The following is a 23,428-nucleotide window of genomic DNA, read 5'->3' as shown; positions in this document are numbered from 1 at the left end:
ACCCCCTGCGCCGCTACACCGGGTCCGTCATTATGTGGTTTGTAAGGCTTGGAAAGCCGGCGAGCTTCATTGTGATTTATTTTGTTGGAGATGCACCGCCGCCGGTTCGTTGGCGAGATGTTCGCCATAGATCTCAACGCCGATCCAGACGATTCCCGCCAAGATGAGCGCACAAACCAGAATGATAAAAATCTGCGCGCCCCATCGGCCTTGCCGGGCCTTCACCGCTGGGATTTTCTTTTTCACGCCTTCTCCTTCGGAAGCTCGCTCGCTTTCGGCTGGTTCCGCTGATGCAATGGGCGGGCAGGGAGATGGTTCCTCTTGCGAACCAAATTGTCGATGGAACGTTCCCTAAACAGGGCGATCCCCGCCCGTAGGAGAAACGACTATGGACTGGAACCGCGTTGAAGGAAATTGGAAGCAACTGAAAGGCAAAGTCAAAGAGCAATGGGGAAAACTCACCGACGATGATCTCGACGAGATCGCGGGGCGGCGGGATCAATTGGAAGGCAAGATCCAGGAACGGTACGGTATCGAAAAGGACCGCGTCCGGTCGGACATTGATGACTGGTATGACCGCCAGGCATGGTGAACTAAACCTGCCCCTTGCCTGTTAAATCAGCGGGCGTGACCTTTGTTCTTTTAGAAAAGGAGGCGGCAGAGAGGCCGCCTCCCGGCCATTCCGCGACAACGACCGTCAGCATCCGGACCAGCAGATAGGCGCCGGCGATGCGTGTGCTGCCGGGAACCGCCAGGCGTAGGCGATGACCACGCCAATCGACCGCGGGATATCGCTTCCAGTGATTATATCTCTAGCCGTGACGTTGTGCTGCTTATGATGGCGCATTCTGAACGTTGCGCCGGCCCGGGCCGGCTCTCATTGTTTCGTGGTGACGCGCCATCCGTGGGCGCCAGGGCGGCTCCTATTAACAAGGCGACCGACCAGGGAACGTCCAAAAGGACCCTGCAGGATATAGCGATGGCGGCGATGGTAAGAGGCATCGCGATACCGAGCAGCCGCCACGGGGCATTCCACCCGTGCCAGGAAAGCGGGCGCTTGGTCCTGAGGCCGGCTCCCATCAAGGCAACCAGGATCACTAGCTCGATCAGGTGCTCGAAGACATGGCGCTGTCCAAAAACCGCGAAAGCCGCTTTCGACCAAGATTCCGGTACCGTGAAGTATCCAATGGCTACCGCGATGATCGGCAACGACAGCGGCAGCGACCGCAAAAGCAAAGGAAGCCAAGCAGTAAGAAGGACAACCCCGCCCATGGCGATCAAGGCCGCGCTTATCGAACCCAGGGCGCCTGTCATACAGAGTGAAACGCTAGCTGGCCGCTATCCCGCTGAAAGGCCCCCTGCCCGAATGTGAACATCGCCGCCAGGGAGGAACTTAGTAAAAAAGACGATGTCAGGTCAGCCGGGCTGTACCCGGTGCGTACCCAAGATCGTCGATTTTGGGACATCAAGTTCGTTTTCCACTCATTCCTGAGTCATCCGGCAAGAAATTCGCGGTGATCTCAAGCCGCATTTCCACATTGATCGACAGCACTCAGTAAACTTGCTCGGAACCCGATAGTTCCCCGACGTCCAGTGCTCAATCGTCTGCGCGGTAATCGTCACGCCGACAAGATTCTTCCTGCCAGCCTTCGGCGACGCGTGAGGCAAAACTCGGGTCGGCGGGACATGGGGCAATCGTCGAATAAGCCCCCTTTTCCAATCCGAGAAAATTTCAAAGCCGATCTGGAGCGTTCGCGATCGTGCTGCGCATCCGGAACTGTGGCCCATCTTAGTGGAACCAACGATCTGGCGGCGGATTAACTTCCATGGCCCGTCGAAACCGCGAGGAAACAAGATGCTAGAAAGACCTGAGATTCCAAGCGGTATCAGGCTGGAACTGATCAACATCGTCCTGAATGCGCAGTCTCTTTGCTTAGGTCACGCTCTTGAACACATAGCCGAGGCCGAAGGTTCGGAGGCGGCTTCGAAATTCAAGACCGAACTCTTAGACTCGGTAAAACATGGGCGCATCGACATGGCGCTGCTTGAGGACACAGCGACATACGACTTCGTTGTCGCAATGATCGAAGGACTGCCGGTGGCAAACCCTTCAACCATATAGACGCATTGGGCTTATCTGGTCCCGCTCGCTTGCCTTCTGTGAATGTCGCTCCGATCAGTTTCGGCCAGAGCGGCGCGCCCTGTGTTCCCGATTATGCGGAGTTTTTCGTCGTCTTAACAAAGCGGAAACGCATACGCCGCGCCGGTGTTCGTCCCCTTTTTGTTCGCTCACGCGAAACGCGTCGGCAGGTGAGCCGTGCTACGGATGGGCCTCTGCGTCCTCAGCGTTGCCGGGGGTAGACCGAAATACCAAAGCTATCCTATCCTCTCAGCGGGGAGGGACAGGCCAATAAAGGATTGTCGAGCGTCACCATGGAGCGCGGAAAGCAGCGAGGTTCACCTGAACCGGGATCACCCGACGGCGCGTCGCAACGCCTTGGAAGCGATGGCGATCAGTTCTTCGCGATCTTCCTCGCCAGCCCTGTAGTTCGCGATGAGCGTGCTGATGATCTCATGCATGGTCGTGTCGTCGACGATCGCGGAGCCTTCGACAGCCGCCTCGTAAACTTCTTGCAGGAAATCCAGATCGTCGGATGCCAGTATGCCGCCTTCCGCCATCGTTCGAAATGGCATTGCTCGCCTCCGATGTGAGCTAGACGCCGCCTACCCCAATTGCACGAAAGCATTAACGCATGGGTCAGGGGAGCAGGCAAGTAAAGAATTTCAGACCAAGAGGTGGTGGCTGCAGTGGCGGGTCGAAAATCTTGCCAATGACGCCCATCGCTCAGGCCGTGGGAATGTCCTTGAGCTTCCTCTCCTGCTGCCTGGTCGTCGTCGTTTGCGTCGGGCGGACCGCTTTTTCGCTTCTCTGGAATCTGGCGGCATATGATCAGCATCGGAACGAGTGGCGGCGAAAACAGCTTCATCGGGATTGAACATCTGACCGAGAAGGAGGTTGGCGAGTTCCGGACAAGCGCTAAGTCGCCGCTATTAAGCGGCCCGATGGTAGCGCCGAACGACTTAAACGCAGAGCTCGGCCCAGCTAACCGAATTGGCGCTGGGCTGGCGCCTCTGTGGGATTCCGGTTTTCCCGTTCCGAGCGGAGCTTTCATCGTCGGAGCTTGCCGTTCAATCACCTAGAGCGGCATGCAAGTGGTCTCCCGCCAGGCCGAAGCCTGCGCTGCAGCCACTGCGAAATCATCGAGGACCTGAACCGAGCCCCGGAAAACCCGGAACATCAGACGGCAGCGAGAGAAACCAGCTCGAGCAACCGCCATCGAAAATGTATCTCAACGCGATGTTCGTGCGAGCGAGGCCACGATAGACAAAACTACGCTGGATCCGTTATCCGTTCGGAAGTGGGACTTCGCCTCGCGAGCATCGCGGCGGGCGGGTGGAACCAAGGAGTGGTACCACGACAACAAGGGTCGCCGCGAGGATGGCCCGGCCGTCCACTTGGCCGACGGGGCCGCCTCTTGGTACCTCGACGGCCAGAAAGTAGCGCGGGAAGATGGTTATCGGTCAGACGCCAACGATGGGTCATGTCGGCTTCTTCGAACATAACCTGAGCAGAACGATCTCTTCCTCCGCGGTGGTCAGCGCGGCACCGCCCCAGAATTAACAGACCGCAACATAACCCTTCGGCACAAATCGCCTTCGAGATCGTTGACGCTTGACGAACTTCTTGTCTGCCTCAGCGCAACAGCGCTATCAGGATGATGATCGGGATAGGAACGCCGAGCAGCCACAGGAGGATCGAACGCATCTCGTGTTCCCTTTGCTCCGGCTGAATTTCCGTAATCCGCTTACGACATACGATCGAACCACCTCGGAATGACCGTTCCTTCGTCGCGGTGCCTGCCACCCATGCCGGCCGCCCAGAATGCTGCGGCGGCGCTGATTGCCAGCGAAGCGGCGGCGAGGAAGGCGGCGATAACAGCGAAGTGCTTCGCCCGTTGGGCTTTCCGCTTGGCTTCTTCTGCGGCTTGCCGGGCGTTGGTGATCATCGTGTCGACCCGCGTCTTCGCTTCATCTTCGGCAACGTTGGTTCGTGCCCCAATGACCTGGGCCAGATATGTCCGGTCCGCTTCGGGGATATCGCCGTTCGCGATGCCGCGAGCGACGATTGCCATCGCCTCGTTGCGCGCGTCGACGGAACTGCCTGCTTCCGGCCGGCTGGCCCGGAATGCGGTGTCGACCGCCTGGGAGAAAGGATTCGTTCCCTCGGCGGCGCTCGCCATCTTTTCGATGGCCGACTGCGCGGCGCCGCCGGCGGCTGTGGCAGCGGTCGTCGCCGCGCCACCTGCGCTAAGCGCGAGGAACAATGCACCGACCAGGACGCCGGTGCCCCACATAACGAGGCCGTGCATCCCATCGCGCACGTCGGATTCGTGCTCGGTCGCATCGTAAGCCCGGCGGCGCATCCGCCCGGTGACGTAGCCGCCAGCCATAAAGCTCGAAACCTGCACCCAGACGAGCCATAGCCCTAACGCAATAGCGAGCCCCACCGCTGACATCCCGGTATTGTCAAACGGAGACGTCAGCGACAGCCCGATCGCGGAGCCGAAGGTGACGAGCACCAGCGAGATGGCCGAAGCCACTACGGCTCCTGCAAATACCGCCGGCCAGTCCAGATAGCTACGCGCATCCATATCAGCGTCACGAGTGGCAACGATTGCGGTCTCTTCTTCCATGATGGTCATCTTTGAACCCTCTTTGCGCAGGACCGGGATTCTCCGGCCCGAAATAATGGAAACCGAGCTGGCGGCTCAGCGCAGCCCGAGGAAAGAAAGGATGAACATGATGACCACGATCAATCCGACGAGGTAGATGATGCCGTTCATGATGACGTCCCCTTGTGCAGATTTGTCGCGGAGGAACGCCCATTCCCGAACTTGGTTCCAAGCCCTGGCCTGACATGGACGCTCCGACAACCACGAGAAGCCCGTCCTCTGGTTGTGTTAGCTGCAGTCTCAGCCCTCGACCTTGAAGTTCCTCGCCGCTTTCTCGACCTTCGAGCTGTCTTGCCGTACTTCTTCATCAGGTCTTTAGCCTGCTCGGGAAACGTCGGTGGTCTCCGTCAAGCGCATCGGTTTTTTCTCGGCCGTCTCGTTCTTGTGCTTCCCGGTCATCGGGCTTGTTTCTAGGCAGAGGCGTCTCGACCGCGCCAGGCCATTTCAGTCTTTGCAATTGTCTTTGGCATGGGCTGCGGCGGTCTTTTCCCCCTGTTGCTGCGCCTCGACATCCTGCTGAGACGTAGCCAGGTTCTTGTTGCCACCGCCCTCCTTGGTCGCCAGTGGCATTGTCGTGCCGTCTTTTTGGGCGGAGTTCTTGCGGTCTTGAGACAGGGAGTTTGGCGATTCCAGAGGCGCGTGCGTGCCATCCTTGGAAATGCCCGCGGTTGTGTCCGGTCCGTTTGAAGCCGACTTGCCGGGGCAGGCAGCCATAGCCGTCCCGGCGCAGAGCGATATCATTGCTGTTAGGATCAAGGCTGGTGCTTTCATGGTGCTCGCTCCTTCTGAAAGACGCCCCCAGAAACAACCCTCGCGTTTTCCGCTTGTTTCGCGCGAACGGCAGAGAAATCGGCGATCAGCGCCAGTAACGCTCGGATCGCGCCGATGACTGCCCACACGCCCAGCCAAGGGCAAACCCGGCCATTGCGACCAAAATCGCCATAACGGAGAATGTACCCGGATTTTCGCGCATCGCCTCGCGCGGTCCTTGCGCCATCTCTCCGATCTGGTCTTTCGCCTTGGAATATAATTCCGATGCTTTCGACTGATCCTCCTCGTCGGGTTCCATCGCGATGTGTCTCTCGAATTCGCTTGGCATCGAAGTCCTCCGTTGCTGGAAGCAAAGCAACATCCGGCGAGCAGGATTGTTCCGCCCATCAGCAAGCAGTTCGAATGTTGACGGCAGGCGCAGGAACTTAAGATGCCGCGCGGCATTGTGGGCTTGTCACTGGAGGACAAGACGATGCGGATCGTTCGTACCCAAGTCGGCCAGGCAACCGCCGCCTCAAGCGGCGAACCCATTCTGCGCGTCCAGTTTTGCGGCGAAGGCGGGGAGTGCGTGAGAGTCGACATGGCTGATCCCGACCGCATCGCGAAGGAGAATGCATTGAACCTAGCAAAGGCAATCCTGGTGCAAACTGCGACCTTCAATCAGGCCGCCAACGATTACGACGCCCAAAGCAACGGCAATTTCGATGAGGTTGCTGTCACCAGCGTCCAAGAGGGAGAAAACAAGACCTACATCTTCGAATACCGCGACGGCGAAGGCATCCGACGGGTTCCTCCATCCGTAATGCCGAGTTTCCAGGCCGCACGAGAGGAAGCAATCCGCGGCGCGATCGATCTTCTCGATGGCCTTCAACCAGATACAGTCGATCTGTCAGGCTGGTTGGTGCGGGTCCGGGACGAGAACGGGGAACTGCTTTGCATCATCGACGGGCGGGCGGCGGAGGAAGCCCGACGGGCGGGGGATGATGCCGGAAGAACGGGCCACTAATCGCACCCCCGCTGGCTGGGCCAGCGGGGTTTAGTAGCGGGGGCCCTTAAGCGGCCGCCTGTTGGTTGGCTGAGTTGTCGGCGAGCTTGGTGAGGTCCTCGTCGGTCTGAGCCTCTTCCTTCAAAGTCGCATCGAGCAACTTGACGGCGTCCTTCATCCCCAAGGTCTCGGCCCAGCGTTTGAGGGTACCGTAGCGCGTGATCTCATAATGCTCGACCGCCTGGGCGGACGAGATCAGTCCCGCGTCGAGCGCCGGCATATCCTTGAACTCCTCCATGATCTCTTCGCCCTCGGCGATGATCCCTTCGATCGCCTCGCACGTCTTGCCCTGAGCTCGCTTGCCCATCGCCTCGAATACCTGCTGCAAGCGCTCCACGTGACCTTCCGTCTGGTCGCGGTGCTTTTCGAACGCGGCCTTCAGATCCTGCGATTCCGCTGCTCTGGCCATCTTGGGCAGCGCCTTCAGGATCTTCTTCTCCGCGTAGTAGATGTCCTTGAGCGTGTCGTGGAACAGATCTTCCAATTTCTTTTCCTTCGCCATGCGTCGCCATCCTTCGTTCGGCGCCGCCCTGGCGTGCCTCTGGAATAGATAAGGAACGCTTTTGTTCCGCTCATCAGCGATCGCGCGGAACGATTTCATGCGTCGAGCATTTGAGGGCTGCCACTTCGGAGGGGAATACCTTGCAACAGCTTTTTGGTAAGGCCGCAAATGCAGTAGCCCATGCGGCGGGCCATCCAATCACGTTTGTCTGCTGCTGCCTCATCGTGATCATCTGGGCAATCGCCGGGCCGTTCGCGGGATATTCGGACACTTGGCAGCTCATCATCAACACGGGCACGACCATCATCACCTTCCTAATGGTCTTCCTCATCCAGAATACGCAAAACCGGGACGGCGCGGCGGTGCAGGCGAAGCTCGACGAACTCATCCGGGCGAGCGACGGCGAGAACGTTTTCGTCGGGATCGAGCATCTTTCCGTGGAGGAGGTCGAGGCTTTCCGCAGGAGGTGCGAGGAGGCTGTCGCCGTTGTCGAAAAAGAGGAACAAAAGAGACTGTCGAGGCGCGGGCCAAAGAAAGCGACGAAGCATACGAAATCGCAGAAGGTCAATCGACGGGCTGTCGGGGCATGAAGAAGACGGACTTCATCGTCTGAAGGGTTCGGCTATCTCGCCTCATCGGCGAGCGCCCAACGTGCCCGAGCTACGAGGCTGAGATATGACGGGACTTTCAGTGTTCCTTTTGGTCTCGTCGACGGCGATTTTTGTTGGCGCGGCCAGTTCCGCCAAGACGTGGGCTTTATCACCGAACAGCCTCGCTTGGCTCGCGCTGACGCTTACACTTTACACGATCGGCAATTTGATCATGCTGCGCCTGATCCGCGACGTCGGGATGGGCGTTGCGCTCAGCCTATCTGCTGTAGCGCAGCTTGTGGCCGTTAATGTCATGGCCCTCGCGATCTTCGGGGAGAAAGTATCCCTCGTTCAAGCCACTGGGTTGGCGTTAGCGATCATTGCTCTCGCGATGATCCTTCTCGGTCCGGCGCGCGGATAGATGGACCTTAGCTTGGAGCGGATGGCCTTGACGTCAGCAAAGCGACTTGTTCAAATTATTTCTAATGGCGCGTCAGGATCGGTGACATCAATGCCGTGTCGCGTCGTGGCGTTTCTCCAATCCACTTTGCTTGGCAATGGAGCCTCGTGATGAAGGTTGTGATAACCTAGCCGGGTCGTGGCGAAGGTTCCGGAGCCTCGGATATCGAGCGCATGCGTATCCTTCTTTCTCCGTCGAGCGCGGGAATTGACGTCGGCAGTATTGTCGTTTTGCCTGAACTCATCGGGAACGACCTGGATCCCGGGAACTACATGCGGGAGGTGCGGGCACTGGCTATGGAACTACGCGCTTGGGTCGTCGGGGGGCGCATTTTGACACAAATGGTCCTCATCCCCTCAACTGCGGTGTGGTGGTGGACCCGCAGGGCGACATAGCAGCGCGTTATACCAAAGCGCACCCCTATTGAGTTGAGCGGGAATATTCCATTGCCTCCGGGGATGGACCGGCCTGCTTTGTCGCTGATGGCGTACGCTGCGTTGCCATGATATGCGCGGACTTCTGGCATCCCTCGTGCTTTCCCGACGAGCCGGTCGATCTGATCCTCTTTCCAGCATTTTCGGCGACGCAACGCGCTGACCCAGCCATGGCCGCGCACGACGGCGCCACGCCATGGTCTCCCGTGCATATGAGCATTCGGCCTATGGGCCGTGAGTGACTGGGCGCGTCCGACATCGTTTCGAGAGCTGAAGGCCAGTGGCGTGGCGGCCTTCGCGCAACCGAATCCCAACGATCCTCGCGATCTCTGCCATAGCCTCGGCCGGCGTCGCACACAGGCTTCGCGCTTGATCTCCGTATTTTGTGCGATCTGCGGGAGAACAAGGAGTACAAGGGGGTTCAACCCTTCCTGACTGCGCCGCCGAAGGTACAGCGACTGCCAGTATCGCGGCGGCGATGCGTGGCGCGATGTTGTCCGGCTGGAAATCCTCTTTCCATAGGACGGGCACGGCCCCTTAATGAGCTTTATCGAAACGGTCCGTAGGGTCAGACCCTGTCTTGAGATGCGAAGCCCATCGACTGGACAAACTGATCCCTAAACAAGGCTCGTCCGAGGATTCGGTTGGCCGGGTTGCTGATGAAGAATACCAATCACTCCCGACCATGGCGTCCGTGACCTCTCGGCCCGTGGGCCGCGGAACGATCAACCGACCCAGATCAGATCCTGGCATCTTGCTCCGGCGAGGTATTCCTCACCAAGGCCCCTCAATTTTGTAGGCGAAAAGCCCCCGCCGGGGTCGAAGCCGGCAGGGTAGTGCTGGAGGGGAGTAAGTTGTCAGGGAAACAGCATTGATCTAACTTCGAAGCGACGCGGATGTTCCCATCTGGTGTGAAAAAAAGCGCGCCGGCCGCAGCGAGCGTGTCACGCAGTGTGATAGCCGCCTGATGATGGAGCGGCGATTAGCGATGCGAAGCGAGGTGTTTGGCTACACTCTTGCGGGCGCCCTCGCTCCCGATAGCCTCGTAAGTTTTTCGTGACATGCATAAGTTCCAACAAAAACCCCGCCGGCCGAAGCCAGCGGGTAGGGATCAGGAGAGCTCGCTGTCCCAGGCGGCGATCATCTAACCTCTGAAGAACCGGAATGTTCCTCAGAACGCAGAAAAGCCCCACTGACAGCATCGACGAATGGCTGGACCTGAATTGGAACAGGTCAGGATTGTACTCAATACGCTCCACCTGTGCATTGAATACGCCATGAGACATGTAGCCGAGCACGAGGGGGTGGAAGCAGCCTCCGATCTCAAGGGTAATATGCTGAGAGCACTGAAACATGGCGACATCGATATGGCCTATTGGAAAATGCGAGAACCTTCGATCTTCTCATCCCCAAGATTGAGCAGCTTACTTGGGGCGATCCGATCACCGAGCGTCTGCGCTAGGAACCGCGCGTCGACCAGGCCGAGCTCCCCCGCATGTTTCGGCACAGCGATGAATGGAGGCTTGCGGGCATCTCCAAAAATCCCGATCGGAACCAAAGTCGTGGGGGGGGCGTTATGCCCCTCCACGGAGCGCCCATCATGACCGACGTGACCGCCCTTCCTCGTCTTGATCTCGATAAGTATCTCGGGCGCTGGTACGAGATTTGCCGCCTGCCCATAGGGTGGGAAGACGAAACAGCAACCGACATCACGGCCACCTATGCGCTCAACGAGGACAGGAACATCAGGGTCGACAACAGATGTTTCGACGAAGACGGCAAGCCATCGCGGGCGATCGGTGAGGCGGTCCCCGTCGACGATGCCAAATCGCGCCTGAAAGTCACCTTCCTGCCCGAATACGTCCGCTGGATACCCTTTACCAAGGGCGACTATTGGGTCCTCAAGATCGACCCGCCCTACCGAACCGCCTTGGTCGGAACGCCCGATCGGAAATATCTCTGGATCCTCTCGCGCCAGCCGCAACTGGCTGAAGCTACAAAGGTTGAATACCTCGACGAAGCCCGTCAGCAGGATTTCGATTTGGCTAATCTGATCACCCCGCTCCACACGGGCCGCGAGGTGTCGGATGCCATGGTCGAAGGATCATGGCCAAGCCGCCGACCCACAAGCCTCGCTGCCAATAAAACATGTATAACGATCCAGAAACTCTAACCGGGGACCGCCGGGAACGATCTCCCCCTGCATGATCTTCGACTGTTGGAGGATCGCTTGATGTCCGGCCGACCCGAAGGAAACCTTATTAACGCGGTGCAATACGTCAGCAATGCGATCACCGCATTGCGCGACTTTGATGATCCGGATCGCAACGGGACGGCGACCCTTTGGCTGTGCCGGGCCCTAATCAGATTGCAAAAGACCTCCCTGCAACCAGCGTTGCTACCGAAGATCGAAATCAGCTCGTCGCCGCCCGGGCAATCCTGGAGAACGTCTTGGCGCGTCTACAAAAACGAGGCGCTGCATTGTCGCGCAGCACCGGTGACTACGCTGTTCAGTCGAGCCTCCCTGTCAGGACCAGACGGCCGAGGACCTCTTCGCCCAAGCCGCGCACGAATGCGGTCTCGTGGGCTTGCTCTTGGCTACGCGCAATGATGCGGCCGCCATATCTCCGACTATTGGCTTTGAACTCGGTGATGTAGACCGTGCCATTCGCAGCCAGATGGTTAGTGCACTCGATATCGAAACCTTCGATGTCATCGAAGCAGATACCGTCAGCGTAAGGCAGGCTGGAATGGACGCGCATCGGTGAAAACCTGAAAGCTTGGATTTGGTTGCAGCGGCGCGATGCGAACGCGCGTCTTCTTGGTTAGAGACAGCGACATGCCAGATGCTCGCTTTTGCCGCCTACGCCGACACGGCGATGAAGTGGCGGTTTGCAGGGCGGACATCCGTAAGCCTGCCTGCAACACAGCGTGCGATCGCCCCTTCCGGGAACAAAATCATCCGCCAGATGTTGCTTTGATCCCATCCATCGGAGCACTCGAAATGGCTAGCGAATTTGAGAAGCACATCGCAATGGACCCCGATAAAATCGAGCAATCGGAGGAGTCCAGCCTGATCGGCCGGACAACGGATCAGATTGGCGAGACAGCCCAAGCAGCGCGTGACGCGGTGCGCGAGAACGCTGGCACGGTTACCGCAACAGCTCTCCTCTTTGGCGTTGTCGGTTTTGCCATTGGCTGGATGTGCGGGCAGTCATCGGCGCGATCGCAAAGCCACTGGCGCTAGGTGCAGCAGCGCGTCTAAGCTTAAAGATTTGATAACGGGTTGTTAATCTTCGGGAAAGGGTTTTGGGAACCCCCAACGTATCTGCCCGTCAGACTTTTGATTCCAGAAGCGGCAGGGCGGGAGAACATCAAGATGGGTAGTTTCGCAGAACCAAATGGTGGAGCGGACGCTGACCTGCACTCGCACATTCTAGGTGCGATGAAAGGCCGCCGCCGGTCGTCTATTGTGTCGACCAATGCAATCGTCGACGGCATCCGAGCAGCCATGCCATCATGTCCGCTTCCCAATGAGCGATTAGTTCAACTCATCACCGAAACCGCGATGCTGCTCGATCTTGTCCCGGTCCTTGACCGTAGTCGTTTGGCCGACGGGGACGATGAACCGAAGAGAATGTACGGTTATAGCCATCCCGCCCAGCGACGCTACTTGAACGGGTGATCCAGCGCGCCAGAGCCTTGGTTTCGTCCCCTCAGGGGTCCTCATTCTGCCTTAAGAATCCCGGCCGTCCTGGTAAATTTCCGCCTCGTTTTCGAGCCGCTTACGCTTTTCGGCAATTTCCTCCGGGTCGCGGTGCTCTAAGCCGATCACATCGTTCTGAGTCTCGCGCAGTGCAACAATGATCTCGTCCAGCTTTGCGTGGATCGCAGCAGTATCGCGATAGCCTTGGATCAGAACCACGCCGGTGATGATAATTGCGGCGATCGATAGCACATAGGTGACTACGTCGGTCCAACCAAACGGAACCAGCGCCGTGCAAAGCGCCATGAGCACTATGACAAAATAGAATCCGGGCGGGCGTGAGAGGAAATCAGCGAAGCGAAACAGGTGATTGTCCATCGCGCCTTAACGCCGATCACGTGGTTCGGTTCCTCCGGTTCGCAGTGCTGCGACGCCGCCCGCCTATATTGGAAGACTGTTGGGTTAGCGGCTTGTTTACGAAACGCTAACCACGCGGGCCGCCTTTAGTGGAACAATGCCGGGTAAGCTTCGGTTGATGCAGGGCGGAGGCTAAGCTCTCCCATGACGATAGACTTGGAGTTAATCGCTCCCGCCGACCCGCCGACATATCTGCTCGCTTACGATACTGACTGCGATTTGATGACTGATTACGCATGGAATACCGCCTCAACGATCATTCAATCGTCGTTCGATGGGGCCAGTATGGAATTCGTCCGGAAGAGCAACATCCCGCTGCATGAAGCGGTCCGGTTTGTGATGGAAGAAGTCCGCATTCGATTTCTTGCCGACACCGTCATCTAATACGCCGGCGGCACACTGAAAGGCGCAGAGATAGCCGTGGCTTATGAAGCATCGAGCTATCCTCATCGCCGCAAAATGGGAAAATTCTGATCTTCTGCGCTGCTGCCTGTCGCCCATGCCGGCAGGGGATGGACCGCCGGTTTGCTGGGCATCACCGTCGAACTCCCGCCGCCTTGCGGAACATTCTTGCCCGGCCGCCATTGAGAGTGGCTGGTCGGCATTCCGTCGGCCCTTGTTAGGAGGTCAATCAAATGGGTCGTGGAATATTGCTCTGGCTCCTTGGGGTACCAATTCCCATCATCCTGCTCATCCTGCTTTTCTGGCACTAGGACGACTGAGAGATGGCTTCCCAAACCGATATCGTGGTTGAAACGGCCGCCCCGGCTTCACCCTTGAACTGGGGCGCGATCCTCGCCGGCGCCATCGCCGCGGCGGTCGCAACCATAATCTTGATGTTGGTCGGATCCGGGTTCGGGCTGACGATGATCTCGCCCTGGTCATCTCAAAGCGCGTCGGCGACGGCCGTTCTCGTTTCGGCGGCGGTCTGGCTAGTGGTCGTCCAGTGGATATCTTCTGGCCTCGGCGGCTACATGGCCGGTCGCCTGCGCAGACGTTGGACGGCTGTCCATTCGGACGAGGTTGTCTGTCGAGACAGCGCCCATGGCCTCCTTGCCTGGGCGCTCGCGACGCTCGTGGTCCTCGGGTTCCTGGGCTCGACGATTTCAGGCGTTGTCAGTTCCGGTGTGCAGGCTGGGTCAAAGGTAGCGGCGGGCGCCGCGCAAGCTGTTGGGGCCAGCGCGGCCGGCGCCGCAAATGACAGCAGTCCTGTGACATCCTATTTCGTAGATGCCCTGTTTCGGTCAACAGACACTTCCAAACTCAGTGCCGCTGGTCCCGAGGGTGATGCTGCCGCGCTTGGGCAGGCAAGCCGTATTCTGATCCAAAGCGCCGCCGACGGTCAGATATCTGAGAACGACAACAATTACCTTGTTACGCTCGTCGCGACCCGAACGGGCCTCTCGCAGGCGGACGCCAAGAAGCGCGTTGATGATGTCTGGACAATGGCCCAGAATGCAAAGACGAAGACACAGCAGGCGGCTGATACAGCGAGAAAGACAGCCGCCACCACAGCTCTCTTAGGCGCGCTTATCCTTCTCATCGGCGCCTTCATCGCGGGCGTGGCGGCAATTCTCGGCGGAAAGCAACGCGATGAGGACGAGGATCGCTGGAGCGCTGCCAACCCATAGAGACGGCAACGCGATCCTTATTCAGATCGCGTTGCTTTCCGCTATCGACACGAATGCCGGGTTTGCGCTCCGTCATACTGTGCCTGCCTGCGTGAGATGTCCGGAACCTCATCGTCCGTTGGGTTCGAAAGGGACCGAGCCGTGAAACGGGTGAAGCGGCTCGATACGATCATCGATGAGACGGCGGCGTCCGGGACGCCCGTCCAGCGCAAAAGCAAGACGCGGAGTAAGGAGATGACAATCCTGTACACAATCCGCTTTCGCAGCGGAGACCCGATGCCGATTTCCTGCGTTGCAGACGCCGTGAAGGCGCTGGCGGACACACGATGGCCTGGTAAGGACGACGCCTCGTACAGGGAAGCGGTGCGCGTCTCCAACGACGCGCTGGCCGGACATTGCAAAGTCGCGGTCGCCTTCGAGGCATTCAGGAAGGCCGCAGGTGGTGCGGGTATACTGGCGGCGACACCACTCGAAAAAAAGTGATCTCATGCTGCTGTCCTCGCCGGCGGGCGGCGGGGCTGGCACACTACGCCTTCCGCGCTTCTCATGCTGGCGGCGCCTGGACCTCGTCTTTGTCGCCGCATTCCATCTGCGCTGCAGGTCGCGTCAACCGGGCGCGGCAGCATGGTAAGCAGGAAGGTTTTCCCGGTTTCCCTTCCTGACCAACGAAGTGGCGGACGGCACCTGTCCTGCCCGACCTCAGCAACCGTCGTGAACATGGAGCGGCAGCAATGCCCGAGAAAACCGCTTTTTGAAACCGGAGCCCGTAAGTATCCGGCCGATCGCGACCTTGAAAGACAAGGTCGAGCAAGGCATGCCGGCAGCGTGAGCGGCGAGAACCTCGGCCGTGCCGATTTATTGCCCGTAGACGGTCGATGAAAGATCGATATCTCCTTGTGAAGACGCGCCGGCTCTACTAGGGCAATCTTGCGGGGTCGCTTTCTCCGAAAGGCTTTAGTCATGAACGACGAATTGGTTGAGCTTACCGCTGATATTGTCTCCGCTTATGTGAGCAAGAATGCTGTCCCTACTGCCGAATTGGCCGGGGTGATCGCCAGCGTCCATCAGTCTCTCCGTACTCTCAAAGGGGGCACTGCTGCACCAATGGAAGAACAGCAAACGCCATCGGTGAATCCGAAGCGGTCAGTCCATAACGATTACATTGTCTGCCTGGAAGACGGGAAGAAGTACAAGTCGCTTAAGCGCCACTTGGCTACGCATCACGGTATGTCCCCGAACGAATACCGCGCAAAATGGGGTCTTCCTTCGGACTATCCAATGGTAGCGCCAGCATACTCGACCGCTCGTGCGGCACTCGCAAAGTCAATGGGTCTTGGCAGGAAATCAGCAGCAAAGCCTGCCCCGAAGGCTCGTAAGGCCAAGGCATAGTCGAGGCCTGCGGGGTCAGCCGTTTATGTGAGCTGTCTCGCTTCTGAAGCGGGGTCTCAACCACGCCCACGCACCAGCATCAGCCTCGCCGGCTAACCGAAACCTTAACCGGAACGCTCGGCCTCTAACGATTGCGGGCCGCTGTAATAACGCCCGACACTACTTTCCTCGCTCGTCTCGCCGCCGTGAATACAGCCACGGAAGGGCCTGCAGTTCGTATGTCTCCTGTCCGGCCGGCCTTCCCGGAACGTTCGGAAAGGAGATATCTTAAAATTGATAGTCCGATCGGAACCGGAATCCCCTTAATCAGGTATAGTGTTTTGCAAAAGGGACTTGGGGCACACCACCTTGGAGGAGGTTGCCATGAAGCACCAGTCACGCGACGAACTGTCGAACGTAGCGCATATTACCGCTGAGCCTCAAAATGCCATGATGGATCGAAGGCAGCGTCTCGAGCGCTGGCTTAAGCTGCTCGAACGCGATCCCCACCGGACGCTCACTGCGCTTGCGGGTACCGAAAACCATCCTTGGTGCGATCGCGACCTTATGCGGAGCGACGATTCACCGTTCTCGGTCGCCTTCGAAGATCTGGTCCTACGTGAGGAGGGGCTGCAGAACGACACTTACGGCGAGGCGAAGCGCTTCTTCGAATTGTCCGATCACCAGCTCCACGAGATAGTCTGCTACTGCCATGTGGGGCATTCGATGACGGCATTGAGGGCCGCTCGATGCGTCCGCGCCGCTATCAAGGGATCTTTGTCCCTGCGCCTCGTTAAAGCCGTTCTCGGTTGGGGAAAAGCAACTTAATCCGCGTAGGTAGGTGGGATGCCGGATTGAGCATCCTGGCCAACGGAACCGTCATTGAATCGACCTGTTGAGTACGCCGATGGCCGAGGATCATATCGCAGCGGTAACGATCGACACGGATCAGCCAGGCCGGCTCATCAATGTTACCAGCACGATGCAAGCCGCTGAACGCCCGCGCATTGGGGGGCGCTCTATCGCAAGCCCGTGAAACCCTGCATGGAGCACCTGAGGGCGAAGAAGGACGTAACAGCCGTTGGCGCAGCCTTTGCGGACGCAGCGATAGAAGCCGACATCTTTGTGCGGGATGAAAGGGATCGCCCCGCCAAATGGGCCGAGGTTGGGCGAAGCGCGGTGAGGGCGCGTGTCGGGAATACCTCTGGATCGCGTGCACTCTCCGCCATTTATTCGTCGCCGCAAATCGGCAGAAGCCCAATCAGGCTGGAGCGTCGCGCGAGATCTTGCCATCGGCGACCTTCTCACCACCGCGGCGGGACACTAAAACGAGTTCCTCCCGGAGAGGAGCCGCACATATGCGCGCTGTTCCGACCCAAGGGCGGATATCGATCAGGCTGCCCTGTTGAGATCCCGAAAAAGTACGGCGGCCAGCTGCTTTTGCTGCGTAGAGTGCACAGTCAGCCCTCGTGAATACAGTCGCCGGTGTTTCCTGTTCTGCGAAGGCATAACCGACAGAGGCGCCAATTCGAAAAATACGACCCGAGCAGTTCATTGGTGCCTCCGCAGCGCGGATAATGCACTGAGCGATATCTTCGATTTTTTGTACGTCGGCGCTCGGGCCGAGAAGCACGGCGAACTCGTCCCCGCCAATACGCGCAATAAGCTCAGCGGACTGGCACACCGCTGACAATCGGCGGGCAATCTCAATCAGACACTCATCGCCGATGGCATGCCCGAGAGTATCATTGACCTCCTTAAATCCATCGAGGTCGATGAGCATGAGGGCGCCTCCTGATCTTCCCGGCTCGCAGATTTGAGCCAGCCTCGCTTCAAACTGGCTGCGATTGGCAAGGCCCGTCATTGCATCGTGCCCCGCGAGATATTCCATTCGTTCTAGCTGCTTCTTTTCCTCGGTAATGTCCTGCTTGACACCGAAGAGCCGAACCGGCTCGCCATTTTGGCGCTCGACGGTAGCGGATATTCTGATCCAGCGCTTTCCGGTGTCCGGGCTCCAGATTTCGGCATCAAGTCCGAAGCCAGATCCCGTCTCTATAGCGTTGCCACGGACTCTCCCCAGACGAGCAAGCGATTCTTCAGAATAGCTTCTCAGAATTTCCTTGCGCACGATCCCGCTGCGACGGTGGAGGCCGAACAGGTCGTAGGTTCCGTCGCTCCAGGTCAATCGTTCGCTGGGCAATTCGCACTGCCAGAAGCCCATCCGCGCAGCGACAGAAGCCTGCTCGAAAATCTCGGCGCCTGCGAGCGCGGCTTCAGCTTGGCGGATGAGGCCGGATTGGTGCTCTATCTGCCGACGCAATTGCCAGACGGTGCGAGCGTTAATGGGGCGCGTCAGAGCCAAACGAAGATGGCCTAAGAGCGAATAGAGCATGGACTCTGGCGGATGACCGTGGCCGGAATCGGGCCGAAGGGCTTCCGGTTGGCCCGCTGGGTCCTTCATCTCCGTCACCTGTGCTGACTAGGTCTAGTCTAAAAGTCTCTTATAAGGTGGATGTATAGCTAGAGACGTTAACCGCAGGTAAGTAGCTCGATGATTGCCACGGATCCTTGATCCGCTCGTATGCCTCTTCCGCGGGCAGCTGTGTTCCAGCAATTTCCGGATGGGTGCGACCAATGCGTAGCCACGTTCCGTGAAATGGCTGATGACAAACCAAGTTCTGCGGTAAAAGGGATAAGGCCATTCTCGCGCTATGCCGCAGAGCTTGGCGTGCGGCAAAGGACTGTCGCTTCCACTCAATCTTTTTCAACGCGCGCCAATGGGCGTGCAAGTCCTCATCAGATCGGCTGAATTGACGCGCGTCACGCTTCTATCATTCTGGTCCGGTAATTCAGCATGAATTTTCCATGTTCTGCCTCGCTATCAGCAGGTGGTCGGGCGCTCCTTGGTTTTTTGAAGCGGCCCGGAGAACTGAATGGAATTGCACTCGCTCTTGCCAGCAGCCCACGGCACGCAACGGCAGCAAGCTGAAGGAACAAGCCAATGTCGGAGCCTAATCAGGAGAAGCTTGACGCCCTTCTGGGGAAAATGATTGGCGATTTAGGCGCAATCGCAACGGGTGCTGCCGTGTTATTGGGGGATCGGCTTGGCCTGTTTGCCGCTATGAGCGAGGGCGGCAAGATGACCGCTGGAAAACTCGCGGCAAAAACCGGCACTCAGGAACGGCTGGTGCGGGAATGGCTTTCTGCGCAAGCGGCCGCTGGTTACGTCGAATATGACGAAGCCTCGGACAGCTTCTATCTCAGCCCTGAACAAAAACAGGTTTTCGTCAACGAAGACAGCCCCGCTTACATGGCCGGCGCATTCGAGGTTGCCTCAGCGCTATGGTTGGACGAAGAGAAGGTGAGGAAGGCGTTCCATTCGGGCAAAGGACTAGGCTGGCATGATCACAGCACCTGCCTCTTCCGGGGCACCGAGCGGTTTTTCCGTCCAGGCTACAACGCCAATCTGATCGAGTCCTGGCTGCCGTCGTTGGACGGGGTGGTCGAAAAACTTAAACGAGGAGCCACTGTAGCCGATGTCGGATGCGGCCATGGCGCATCGACGGTGTTAATGGCCCAGGCATTCCCAAATTCACGCTTCGTCGGTTTTGATTATCATCTACCTTCCATCGAACGGGCACGCGCGGCTGCGAAGGAAGTTGGTGTTGCTGATAATACCCGGTTCGAGGTGGCTGCGGCAAAGGATTTCCCTGGTAAGTATGATCTCATCGCCTTCTTTGACTGCCTGCATGACATGGGAGATCCGGCCGGCGCAGCCAGGCATGTATATCAGGCGCTAGAGCCGGACGGGACGTGGATCATCGTCGAACCATTTGCCCATGATCAGCTTTCGGCGAATTTCAATCCGGTCGGTCGGATTTACTATGCTGCCTCGACCTTCATTTGCACGCCGGCGTCGCTATCGCAGGAAGTCGGACTGGGTCTCGGAGCCCAAGCCGGCGAAGCAAGGCTTCGGGAGGTCGTGACCAGCGGAGGTTTCACGAAGTTTCGCCGCGCCACCGAGACACCCTTCAACATGGTCCTGGAAGCTCGCCCCTAGAGCAGGCTTCACTAATCAATTGCTGGATGCGAACAATTCACTAGAAAAGGGAAGAGTGCGCCATCGTACGAGATCCGGGGTCGATCCTTAAGATATGGCGACTGTTTTTTGCGGGCACTTCAACTCGATCTAGGGCGAACGTGTCGACCGCGAACTCGACATCATCGCCGAGCATCGCGGCTATCCCTGCATGATCGTGTCGGACACGCACAACCGGAAAGGGGAGATGGTGGAGCTCAGATCGGGGATGGCGTACATAAGCCGCGAAAGGCGAGGCTGGGGCCGGACGCGCAGCGCGATGCGGTCGTACCGGCTGACCCGGAAGCGACGTTGCGCAACGCGCGCACCAAGGCGCTTGTGCGCCATGCGCGTGTGATCGACGCAATCCTCTCCAGCGGGAACGCAGCCGGCCTCGGCACGCCAGAGCAGATGCGCGAACTGACTGACCCCCGCAACATCTTCGAGAAGGTTCGCCCGCATGGCTGGCGTGATGCGGAAGCAGCTTACGTAAAAAATCCCGAGCTTGTCCGTGAGGCGGGGTCTGGCCGGGTCAATCGCATCGTGCGCGCCCTCCAGCTCAAGGCGGAAATCCGCACCGCACGAAGCGCCGATCCGGGCACTAGTCCGACCGTGCGCGCCGAACGCTTCGTAAAACGCTGGCAGAAGCTCGACCAGACCAGCCAGCGTCAATACCAGGTAGGCGACATGGCCAACTACAGATCAACCCGCTCGGCCAGGCCTGACATGGCCAAAAGCCTCGAACGCGATCCGCAACTGGAATCCCTGCTCGCCAACCATAAGAAGGCGCTTGGCATCCAGGTCGAATCGGGCCGGCGACTCGGTGCCGAACTCGCCTTCACTCACGGCATCGGGGTCGGCCGAGGCCGCGGCATCGGACTCTGATCCATCCGATTTGCCGCCGTTTCCGCGCCATCTTACGGCACTGCGGCGATTCCTCTTGCGTGACCATAACCACCTGTTTGGTCTGACCCGTCAGGTATCAGAAGCTCCCAGCAGAAGGCAGGCCAGCCATGCCCGAACCCGACCGCATCATCCGCAGCAGAACCGTTCTTGCCCGGACCGGTCTGTCCCGCTCAACTATGTATCGCAAGATCGCCGAAGGCACCTTCCCGACCCAGATCAGGATCAGTGTCAACGGTGTCTTCTGGCACGCCAAAGCGCGACGGGACGAAAGCGGCTAATGGCTATGGGTCTAAAGGCCATTGCTGCCATCGCCATACGGTCACCTGCTTCCTGAGGTATCGATTTTCAGAAGCAGACCAATATGCCCCGGCCGGCATCGCCGCCTGACCCGGAGCTGTCCTTCGTGCCGTTGCCGTCCGAACCCGGAGAGGCGTTCCAGTTCGACTAGCCGGCGCGTGGGCGGGGGCTTGGGGGGTACACGCCGGCCAGCGCGGTGTTCCTTTAGGGTCCTGCCGCACATCAATTGGGGCACGGCCGTCAAGTCGGCGATACTTGGCCTTTCGGTCACACGGAAACGGGCATATAGCGCTCCCACATTCCTCCCGGTTTCAGGGGACCTTGTCATCGCCGTCGACGCCGGGGTGGCGAGCGGCTGCACCGGATAGTGAAGCGGGCCGATGGTAACCTGATCGCAACCGCTTGCCCGTATTGACACCCTATGCGCCTAGCGACGATCACCAATTGGGCTTACGGGGCAACGCTCGTTCTGACATTCGCGTCGGGAGCGACCATGCTGCTGGCGTCAAATGTTCAGGAGGAAGAGCGAGCTGCAGTTGTTCAACGCGAGCTGCTCGACCAAGCAAGTGCCAAGGCCGCTGCTGAAGTCACCGCGCTCAGTAATAAGGCACGCGAGTACGTCATCACTGGCGATCCAGTCCATCTCGATATCTACAACCGCGAAGCGACAGCGCTGCGGCCAGTGGAGCAGAGGCTCCGGAACCTGAAGGATATCGGGGCCAGTACTGACGAACTCAACGTCCTGGCTAACGCGCTGCGCTTAGTGGATGCTCTTCAGGACGAGCAGCGAGAGGCAATCAAAGCTCACCAGCAAGGTGATGCGGATCGGGCGCGCAGTATCCTGTTCGGTGTTGAATATGATCGCCAGTTGGATCGCGTAGCCGCGGACGTCGAAAGGTTTCAATACCGTCTCGATCAGCGCACCGACAGCGAAGTGGCTGCTGCGGTCAACATCTCAAAGCTCTGGAAGACCATTTCGGAGATCGCTCTCAGCATCACCGGCCTTCTTTTCCTTTGCGTCCTCTATTTTGTCTTTAAGCGTCGTGTGCTGCGACCGGTCGTCAGGCTGAGCGATGTGGTGAACCGTCTCGCGGCTCAAGACTACGCCGTCGAGCCTCCCGAGTACGGTGAGATTGACGAGATCGGCGACATGGCCCAGGCCGTCCGTGTCTTCCGCGAGAATGGCCTTGAACGCCAGCGGCTGGAGGAGGAGCGGAACGCGGATTTTGTAAAGCGCTCGTTGTTGTCGCGAATGACCCAGCGGATGCAAGAATGCGAGACGATGCACCAACTGGAGCGTGTCGTCGGGAGCTTTGTTCCGCAGATCGCACCAGGCTTTGCCGGCCAGCTCTACCTGTTGGATGAGAGCCGCAATCTGATGGTCGAGGTGTGCTCATGGCTTGCGCCGGTTCACTCACGTACCGAATTTTCGCCAGCGGCGTGTTGGGCATTGCAGCGAGGAGAATTACATCGTCCTCATGGCAGCGCCGCAGACGTGCCGTGTGATCATCTCCGTTTCGATGGACAACCGATCGATTCGATATGCCTGCCGTTGATCGCGCAACGGACTACGATGGGGCTGCTCTATCTTGAGCCGCGGGGCGATCTTTCCGAACCCTCGCTGGATATCTCTGAAACGTATCTCAAGATGTTGGCGGAAAATATCGGCCTCGCGGTTGGCAATCTACGCTTGCGTGACAGGCTGCGCGACATGGCGATGGCCGACCCGCTAACCGGACTTGCCAACAGGCGGCGGCTTGAGACGGTGCTCGAATCCCAACTGATGGAGGCGAGCAGAACCAATCGACCTATCAGCTGCATCATGCTCGACGTCGACCATTTCAAGCGCTTCAACGATGAATTTGGTCACGACGCCGGTGATGCCGTTCTTCGCGCGGTCGGTGAGCTTCTGAAAAACTCGATGCGGGAAACCGATGCTTTTCGCTATGGTGGCGAGGAATTCTTGTTGCTGATGCCTGACATGGGAGCAGAGCAGGCACTGGAGCGTGCCGAGGAGGTCCGGCTCAGGATCGGAGCACTTCAAATCGAGCATGCTGGACGCGAACTGGGCGCAATAACTGCTTCGCTTGGTACAGCAACTGCTCCGAGCCATTGCACATTCGACAAGCTGGTTAGGACCGCTGATGCCGCACTACTCCGGGCTAAGGAGGGTGGGCGAAACCGCGTGGTGCAAGCCGCGCTAAGCGGTCTGGTTGGAATAGCGAAGAGGGTTGCCGCGGTCGATCCTGACGTCGGTTCATCCTCATAGTGAGGCCATCGCCAGCAGCTTCTTTGCACGACGAAGACATAGCTGTACGGCGCGTGAAGAGGGATTTATCAATTGAAGAACTAATCCGGAGATCAGTCCGGGTCGGCGGTCTGGTTTCCGCGCGAACCACTCGGTCGCGTATAGCTCGCTTTCCCAACGTT

24 protein-coding genes and 2 pseudogenes are annotated in these 23,428 nt (G+C 58.6%); 17 read left to right on the top strand and 9 right to left on the bottom strand.

What is annotated here, in order from left to right; genetic code table 11:
• Positions 1-66: 66 nt before the first annotated feature.
• Positions 67-246 carry a hypothetical protein gene (locus RBH77_RS04975; protein ID WP_311031030.1) on the bottom strand — a complete coding sequence of 60 codons (180 nt, stop codon included), beginning with the start codon at positions 244-246 and terminating at the stop codon, positions 67-69.
• Positions 247-388: 142 nt separating this feature from the next.
• Between RBH77_RS04975 and RBH77_RS04970 the strand changes: the two genes are divergently transcribed.
• Both RBH77_RS04970 and RBH77_RS04965 read left to right on the top strand, forming a co-directional pair.
• Positions 389-592 carry a CsbD family protein gene (locus RBH77_RS04970; protein WP_311031029.1) on the top strand — a complete coding sequence of 68 codons (204 nt, stop codon included), beginning with the start codon at positions 389-391 and terminating at the stop codon, positions 590-592.
• A 1,263-nt stretch (positions 593-1,855) separates the two neighbouring features.
• A complete protein-coding gene (locus RBH77_RS04965; RefSeq protein ID WP_311031028.1) occupies positions 1,856-2,122 on the top strand; it encodes a hypothetical protein in 267 nt (88 codons plus the stop codon).
• Between the two features lie 350 nt (positions 2,123-2,472).
• Here RBH77_RS04965 and RBH77_RS04960 read toward each other — a convergent pair whose 3' ends face one another.
• From RBH77_RS04960 to RBH77_RS04945, 4 genes are all read right to left on the bottom strand, one after another.
• Positions 2,473-2,694, bottom strand: coding sequence for a hypothetical protein (locus RBH77_RS04960; RefSeq protein ID WP_311031027.1), 222 nt, complete (start codon positions 2,692-2,694; stop codon positions 2,473-2,475).
• 1,172 nt (positions 2,695-3,866) lie between these two features.
• A complete protein-coding gene (locus RBH77_RS04955; RefSeq protein ID WP_311031026.1) occupies positions 3,867-4,763 on the bottom strand; it encodes a hypothetical protein in 897 nt (298 codons plus the stop codon).
• A 474-nt stretch (positions 4,764-5,237) separates the two neighbouring features.
• On the bottom strand, positions 5,238-5,564 hold the full coding sequence (locus RBH77_RS04950) for a hypothetical protein (protein WP_311031025.1): 327 nt from the start codon (positions 5,562-5,564) through the stop codon (positions 5,238-5,240).
• An 85-nt stretch (positions 5,565-5,649) separates the two neighbouring features.
• Complete coding sequence (locus tag RBH77_RS04945; RefSeq protein ID WP_311031024.1) at positions 5,650-5,892, bottom strand: hypothetical protein; 243 nt, start codon at positions 5,890-5,892, stop codon at positions 5,650-5,652.
• Between the two features lie 102 nt (positions 5,893-5,994).
• Between RBH77_RS04945 and RBH77_RS04940 the strand changes: the two genes are divergently transcribed.
• Complete coding sequence (locus RBH77_RS04940; RefSeq protein WP_311031023.1) at positions 5,995-6,570, top strand: DUF6894 family protein; 576 nt, start codon at positions 5,995-5,997, stop codon at positions 6,568-6,570.
• 46 nt (positions 6,571-6,616) lie between these two features.
• Here RBH77_RS04940 and RBH77_RS04935 read toward each other — a convergent pair whose 3' ends face one another.
• A complete protein-coding gene (locus RBH77_RS04935; RefSeq protein WP_311031022.1) occupies positions 6,617-7,111 on the bottom strand; it encodes a YciE/YciF ferroxidase family protein in 495 nt (164 codons plus the stop codon).
• Positions 7,112-7,251: 140 nt separating this feature from the next.
• Between RBH77_RS04935 and RBH77_RS04930 the strand changes: the two genes are divergently transcribed.
• The 3 genes from RBH77_RS04930 (at position 7,252) to RBH77_RS04920 (ending at position 10,768) form a co-directional block, all read left to right on the top strand.
• Positions 7,252-7,701 (top strand): low affinity iron permease family protein, encoded by a 450-nt coding sequence (locus tag RBH77_RS04930; RefSeq protein ID WP_311031021.1) that lies wholly within the window; start codon positions 7,252-7,254, stop codon positions 7,699-7,701.
• 85 nt (positions 7,702-7,786) lie between these two features.
• Positions 7,787-8,122 carry a hypothetical protein gene (locus RBH77_RS04925; protein ID WP_311031020.1) on the top strand — a complete coding sequence of 112 codons (336 nt, stop codon included), beginning with the start codon at positions 7,787-7,789 and terminating at the stop codon, positions 8,120-8,122.
• A gap of 2,073 nt (positions 8,123-10,195) precedes the next feature.
• Positions 10,196-10,768 (top strand): lipocalin family protein, encoded by a 573-nt coding sequence (locus RBH77_RS04920; protein ID WP_311031019.1) that lies wholly within the window; start codon positions 10,196-10,198, stop codon positions 10,766-10,768.
• A gap of 337 nt (positions 10,769-11,105) precedes the next feature.
• On the opposite strand, the gene RBH77_RS04915 is transcribed toward RBH77_RS04920, so the two are convergent.
• On the bottom strand, positions 11,106-11,357 hold the full coding sequence (locus tag RBH77_RS04915; protein ID WP_311031018.1) for a hypothetical protein: 252 nt from the start codon (positions 11,355-11,357) through the stop codon (positions 11,106-11,108).
• Between the two features lie 242 nt (positions 11,358-11,599).
• On the opposite strand from RBH77_RS04915, the gene RBH77_RS04910 reads away from it, so the two are divergent.
• Together RBH77_RS04910 and RBH77_RS04905 are read left to right on the top strand one after the other, a co-directional pair.
• Complete coding sequence (locus RBH77_RS04910; protein ID WP_311031017.1) at positions 11,600-11,842, top strand: hypothetical protein; 243 nt, start codon at positions 11,600-11,602, stop codon at positions 11,840-11,842.
• A gap of 132 nt (positions 11,843-11,974) precedes the next feature.
• Positions 11,975-12,280: a hypothetical protein gene (locus tag RBH77_RS04905; RefSeq protein ID WP_311031016.1), complete on the top strand. Its 306-nt coding sequence runs from the start codon at positions 11,975-11,977 to the stop codon at positions 12,278-12,280.
• A gap of 51 nt (positions 12,281-12,331) precedes the next feature.
• On the opposite strand, the gene RBH77_RS04900 is transcribed toward RBH77_RS04905, so the two are convergent.
• Positions 12,332-12,679, bottom strand: a complete 348-nt coding sequence (locus tag RBH77_RS04900; protein WP_311031015.1) for a low affinity iron permease family protein — start codon at positions 12,677-12,679, stop codon at positions 12,332-12,334.
• A gap of 183 nt (positions 12,680-12,862) precedes the next feature.
• On the opposite strand from RBH77_RS04900, the gene RBH77_RS04895 reads away from it, so the two are divergent.
• The 5 genes from RBH77_RS04895 to RBH77_RS04875 all read left to right on the top strand — a co-directional run bounded on the left by RBH77_RS04895 (position 12,863) and on the right by RBH77_RS04875 (position 16,545).
• Positions 12,863-13,102 (top strand): hypothetical protein, encoded by a 240-nt coding sequence (locus tag RBH77_RS04895; RefSeq protein ID WP_311031014.1) that lies wholly within the window; start codon positions 12,863-12,865, stop codon positions 13,100-13,102.
• Between the two features lie 341 nt (positions 13,103-13,443).
• The gene (locus tag RBH77_RS04890; protein ID WP_311031013.1) at positions 13,444-14,349 is read left to right on the top strand and encodes a hypothetical protein; all 906 of its coding nucleotides are present in this window, start codon (positions 13,444-13,446) and stop codon (positions 14,347-14,349) included.
• A gap of 141 nt (positions 14,350-14,490) precedes the next feature.
• Complete coding sequence (locus RBH77_RS04885) at positions 14,491-14,832, top strand: DUF982 domain-containing protein (protein WP_311031012.1); 342 nt, start codon at positions 14,491-14,493, stop codon at positions 14,830-14,832.
• Between the two features lie 477 nt (positions 14,833-15,309).
• Positions 15,310-15,738, top strand: coding sequence for a Ros/MucR family transcriptional regulator (locus tag RBH77_RS04880; protein ID WP_311031011.1), 429 nt, complete (start codon positions 15,310-15,312; stop codon positions 15,736-15,738).
• Between the two features lie 363 nt (positions 15,739-16,101).
• Positions 16,102-16,545: a hypothetical protein gene (locus tag RBH77_RS04875; protein ID WP_311031010.1), complete on the top strand. Its 444-nt coding sequence runs from the start codon at positions 16,102-16,104 to the stop codon at positions 16,543-16,545.
• 433 nt (positions 16,546-16,978) lie between these two features.
• On the opposite strand, the gene RBH77_RS04870 is transcribed toward RBH77_RS04875, so the two are convergent.
• Positions 16,979-18,109, bottom strand: a complete 1,131-nt coding sequence (locus RBH77_RS04870) for a diguanylate cyclase domain-containing protein (protein WP_311031009.1) — start codon at positions 18,107-18,109, stop codon at positions 16,979-16,981.
• 609 nt (positions 18,110-18,718) lie between these two features.
• On the opposite strand from RBH77_RS04870, the gene RBH77_RS04865 reads away from it, so the two are divergent.
• The 4 genes and pseudogenes from RBH77_RS04865 to RBH77_RS04850 all read left to right on the top strand — a co-directional run bounded on the left by RBH77_RS04865 (position 18,719) and on the right by RBH77_RS04850 (position 23,267).
• Positions 18,719-19,777 (top strand): class I SAM-dependent methyltransferase, encoded by a 1,059-nt coding sequence (locus tag RBH77_RS04865; RefSeq protein ID WP_311031008.1) that lies wholly within the window; start codon positions 18,719-18,721, stop codon positions 19,775-19,777.
• 213 nt (positions 19,778-19,990) lie between these two features.
• Positions 19,991-20,680, top strand: a pseudogene (locus tag RBH77_RS04860) (Ti-type conjugative transfer relaxase TraA); the annotation flags it as partial.
• Positions 20,681-20,808: 128 nt separating this feature from the next.
• Positions 20,809-20,949, top strand: a pseudogene (locus RBH77_RS04855) (helix-turn-helix transcriptional regulator); the annotation flags it as partial.
• Between the two features lie 542 nt (positions 20,950-21,491).
• Positions 21,492-23,267 (top strand): diguanylate cyclase, encoded by a 1,776-nt coding sequence (locus tag RBH77_RS04850; protein WP_311031007.1) that lies wholly within the window; start codon positions 21,492-21,494, stop codon positions 23,265-23,267.
• Positions 23,268-23,428: the final 161 nt, after the last annotated feature.

Source organism: Mesorhizobium koreense (assembly GCF_031656215.1).
Taxonomy (GTDB): Bacteria; Pseudomonadota; Alphaproteobacteria; order Rhizobiales; family Rhizobiaceae; genus Mesorhizobium_L; species Mesorhizobium_L koreense.
The sequence above is the reverse complement of the archived record's forward strand: the minus strand, read 5'-3'. Positions and strand labels throughout refer to the sequence as shown.

Bases quoted from the DNA above. Each gene is read 5' to 3' on its own strand.
- RBH77_RS04970 (WP_311031029.1), top strand. From the start codon at position 389: ATGGACTGGAACCGCGTTGAAGGAAATTGGAAGCAACTGAAAGGCAAA.
- RBH77_RS04880 (WP_311031011.1), top strand. From the start codon at position 15,310: ATGAACGACGAATTGGTTGAGCTTACCGCTGATATTGTCTCCGCTTAT.
- RBH77_RS04850 (WP_311031007.1), top strand. From the start codon at position 21,492: ATGCTGCTGGCGTCAAATGTTCAGGAGGAAGAGCGAGCTGCAGTTGTT.
- RBH77_RS04955 (WP_311031026.1), bottom strand. From the start codon at position 4,763: ATGACCATCATGGAAGAAGAGACCGCAATCGTTGCCACTCGTGACGCT.
- RBH77_RS04895 (WP_311031014.1), top strand. From the start codon at position 12,863: ATGACGATAGACTTGGAGTTAATCGCTCCCGCCGACCCGCCGACATAT.
- RBH77_RS04915 (WP_311031018.1), bottom strand. From the start codon at position 11,357: ATGCGCGTCCATTCCAGCCTGCCTTACGCTGACGGTATCTGCTTCGAT.
- RBH77_RS04960 (WP_311031027.1), bottom strand. From the start codon at position 2,694: ATGCCATTTCGAACGATGGCGGAAGGCGGCATACTGGCATCCGACGAT.
- RBH77_RS04870 (WP_311031009.1), bottom strand. From the start codon at position 18,109: ATGCTCTATTCGCTCTTAGGCCATCTTCGTTTGGCTCTGACGCGCCCC.
- RBH77_RS04875 (WP_311031010.1), top strand. From the start codon at position 16,102: ATGAAGCACCAGTCACGCGACGAACTGTCGAACGTAGCGCATATTACC.
- RBH77_RS04945 (WP_311031024.1), bottom strand. From the start codon at position 5,892: ATGCCAAGCGAATTCGAGAGACACATCGCGATGGAACCCGACGAGGAG.
- RBH77_RS04925 (WP_311031020.1), top strand. From the start codon at position 7,787: ATGACGGGACTTTCAGTGTTCCTTTTGGTCTCGTCGACGGCGATTTTT.
- RBH77_RS04940 (WP_311031023.1), top strand. From the start codon at position 5,995: ATGCCGCGCGGCATTGTGGGCTTGTCACTGGAGGACAAGACGATGCGG.
- RBH77_RS04905 (WP_311031016.1), top strand. From the start codon at position 11,975: ATGGGTAGTTTCGCAGAACCAAATGGTGGAGCGGACGCTGACCTGCAC.
- RBH77_RS04865 (WP_311031008.1), top strand. From the start codon at position 18,719: ATGTCGGAGCCTAATCAGGAGAAGCTTGACGCCCTTCTGGGGAAAATG.
- RBH77_RS04965 (WP_311031028.1), top strand. From the start codon at position 1,856: ATGCTAGAAAGACCTGAGATTCCAAGCGGTATCAGGCTGGAACTGATC.
- RBH77_RS04890 (WP_311031013.1), top strand. From the start codon at position 13,444: ATGGCTTCCCAAACCGATATCGTGGTTGAAACGGCCGCCCCGGCTTCA.
- RBH77_RS04950 (WP_311031025.1), bottom strand. From the start codon at position 5,564: ATGAAAGCACCAGCCTTGATCCTAACAGCAATGATATCGCTCTGCGCC.
- RBH77_RS04935 (WP_311031022.1), bottom strand. From the start codon at position 7,111: ATGGCGAAGGAAAAGAAATTGGAAGATCTGTTCCACGACACGCTCAAG.
- RBH77_RS04900 (WP_311031015.1), bottom strand. From the start codon at position 12,679: ATGGACAATCACCTGTTTCGCTTCGCTGATTTCCTCTCACGCCCGCCC.
- RBH77_RS04910 (WP_311031017.1), top strand. From the start codon at position 11,600: ATGGCTAGCGAATTTGAGAAGCACATCGCAATGGACCCCGATAAAATC.
- RBH77_RS04920 (WP_311031019.1), top strand. From the start codon at position 10,196: ATGACCGACGTGACCGCCCTTCCTCGTCTTGATCTCGATAAGTATCTC.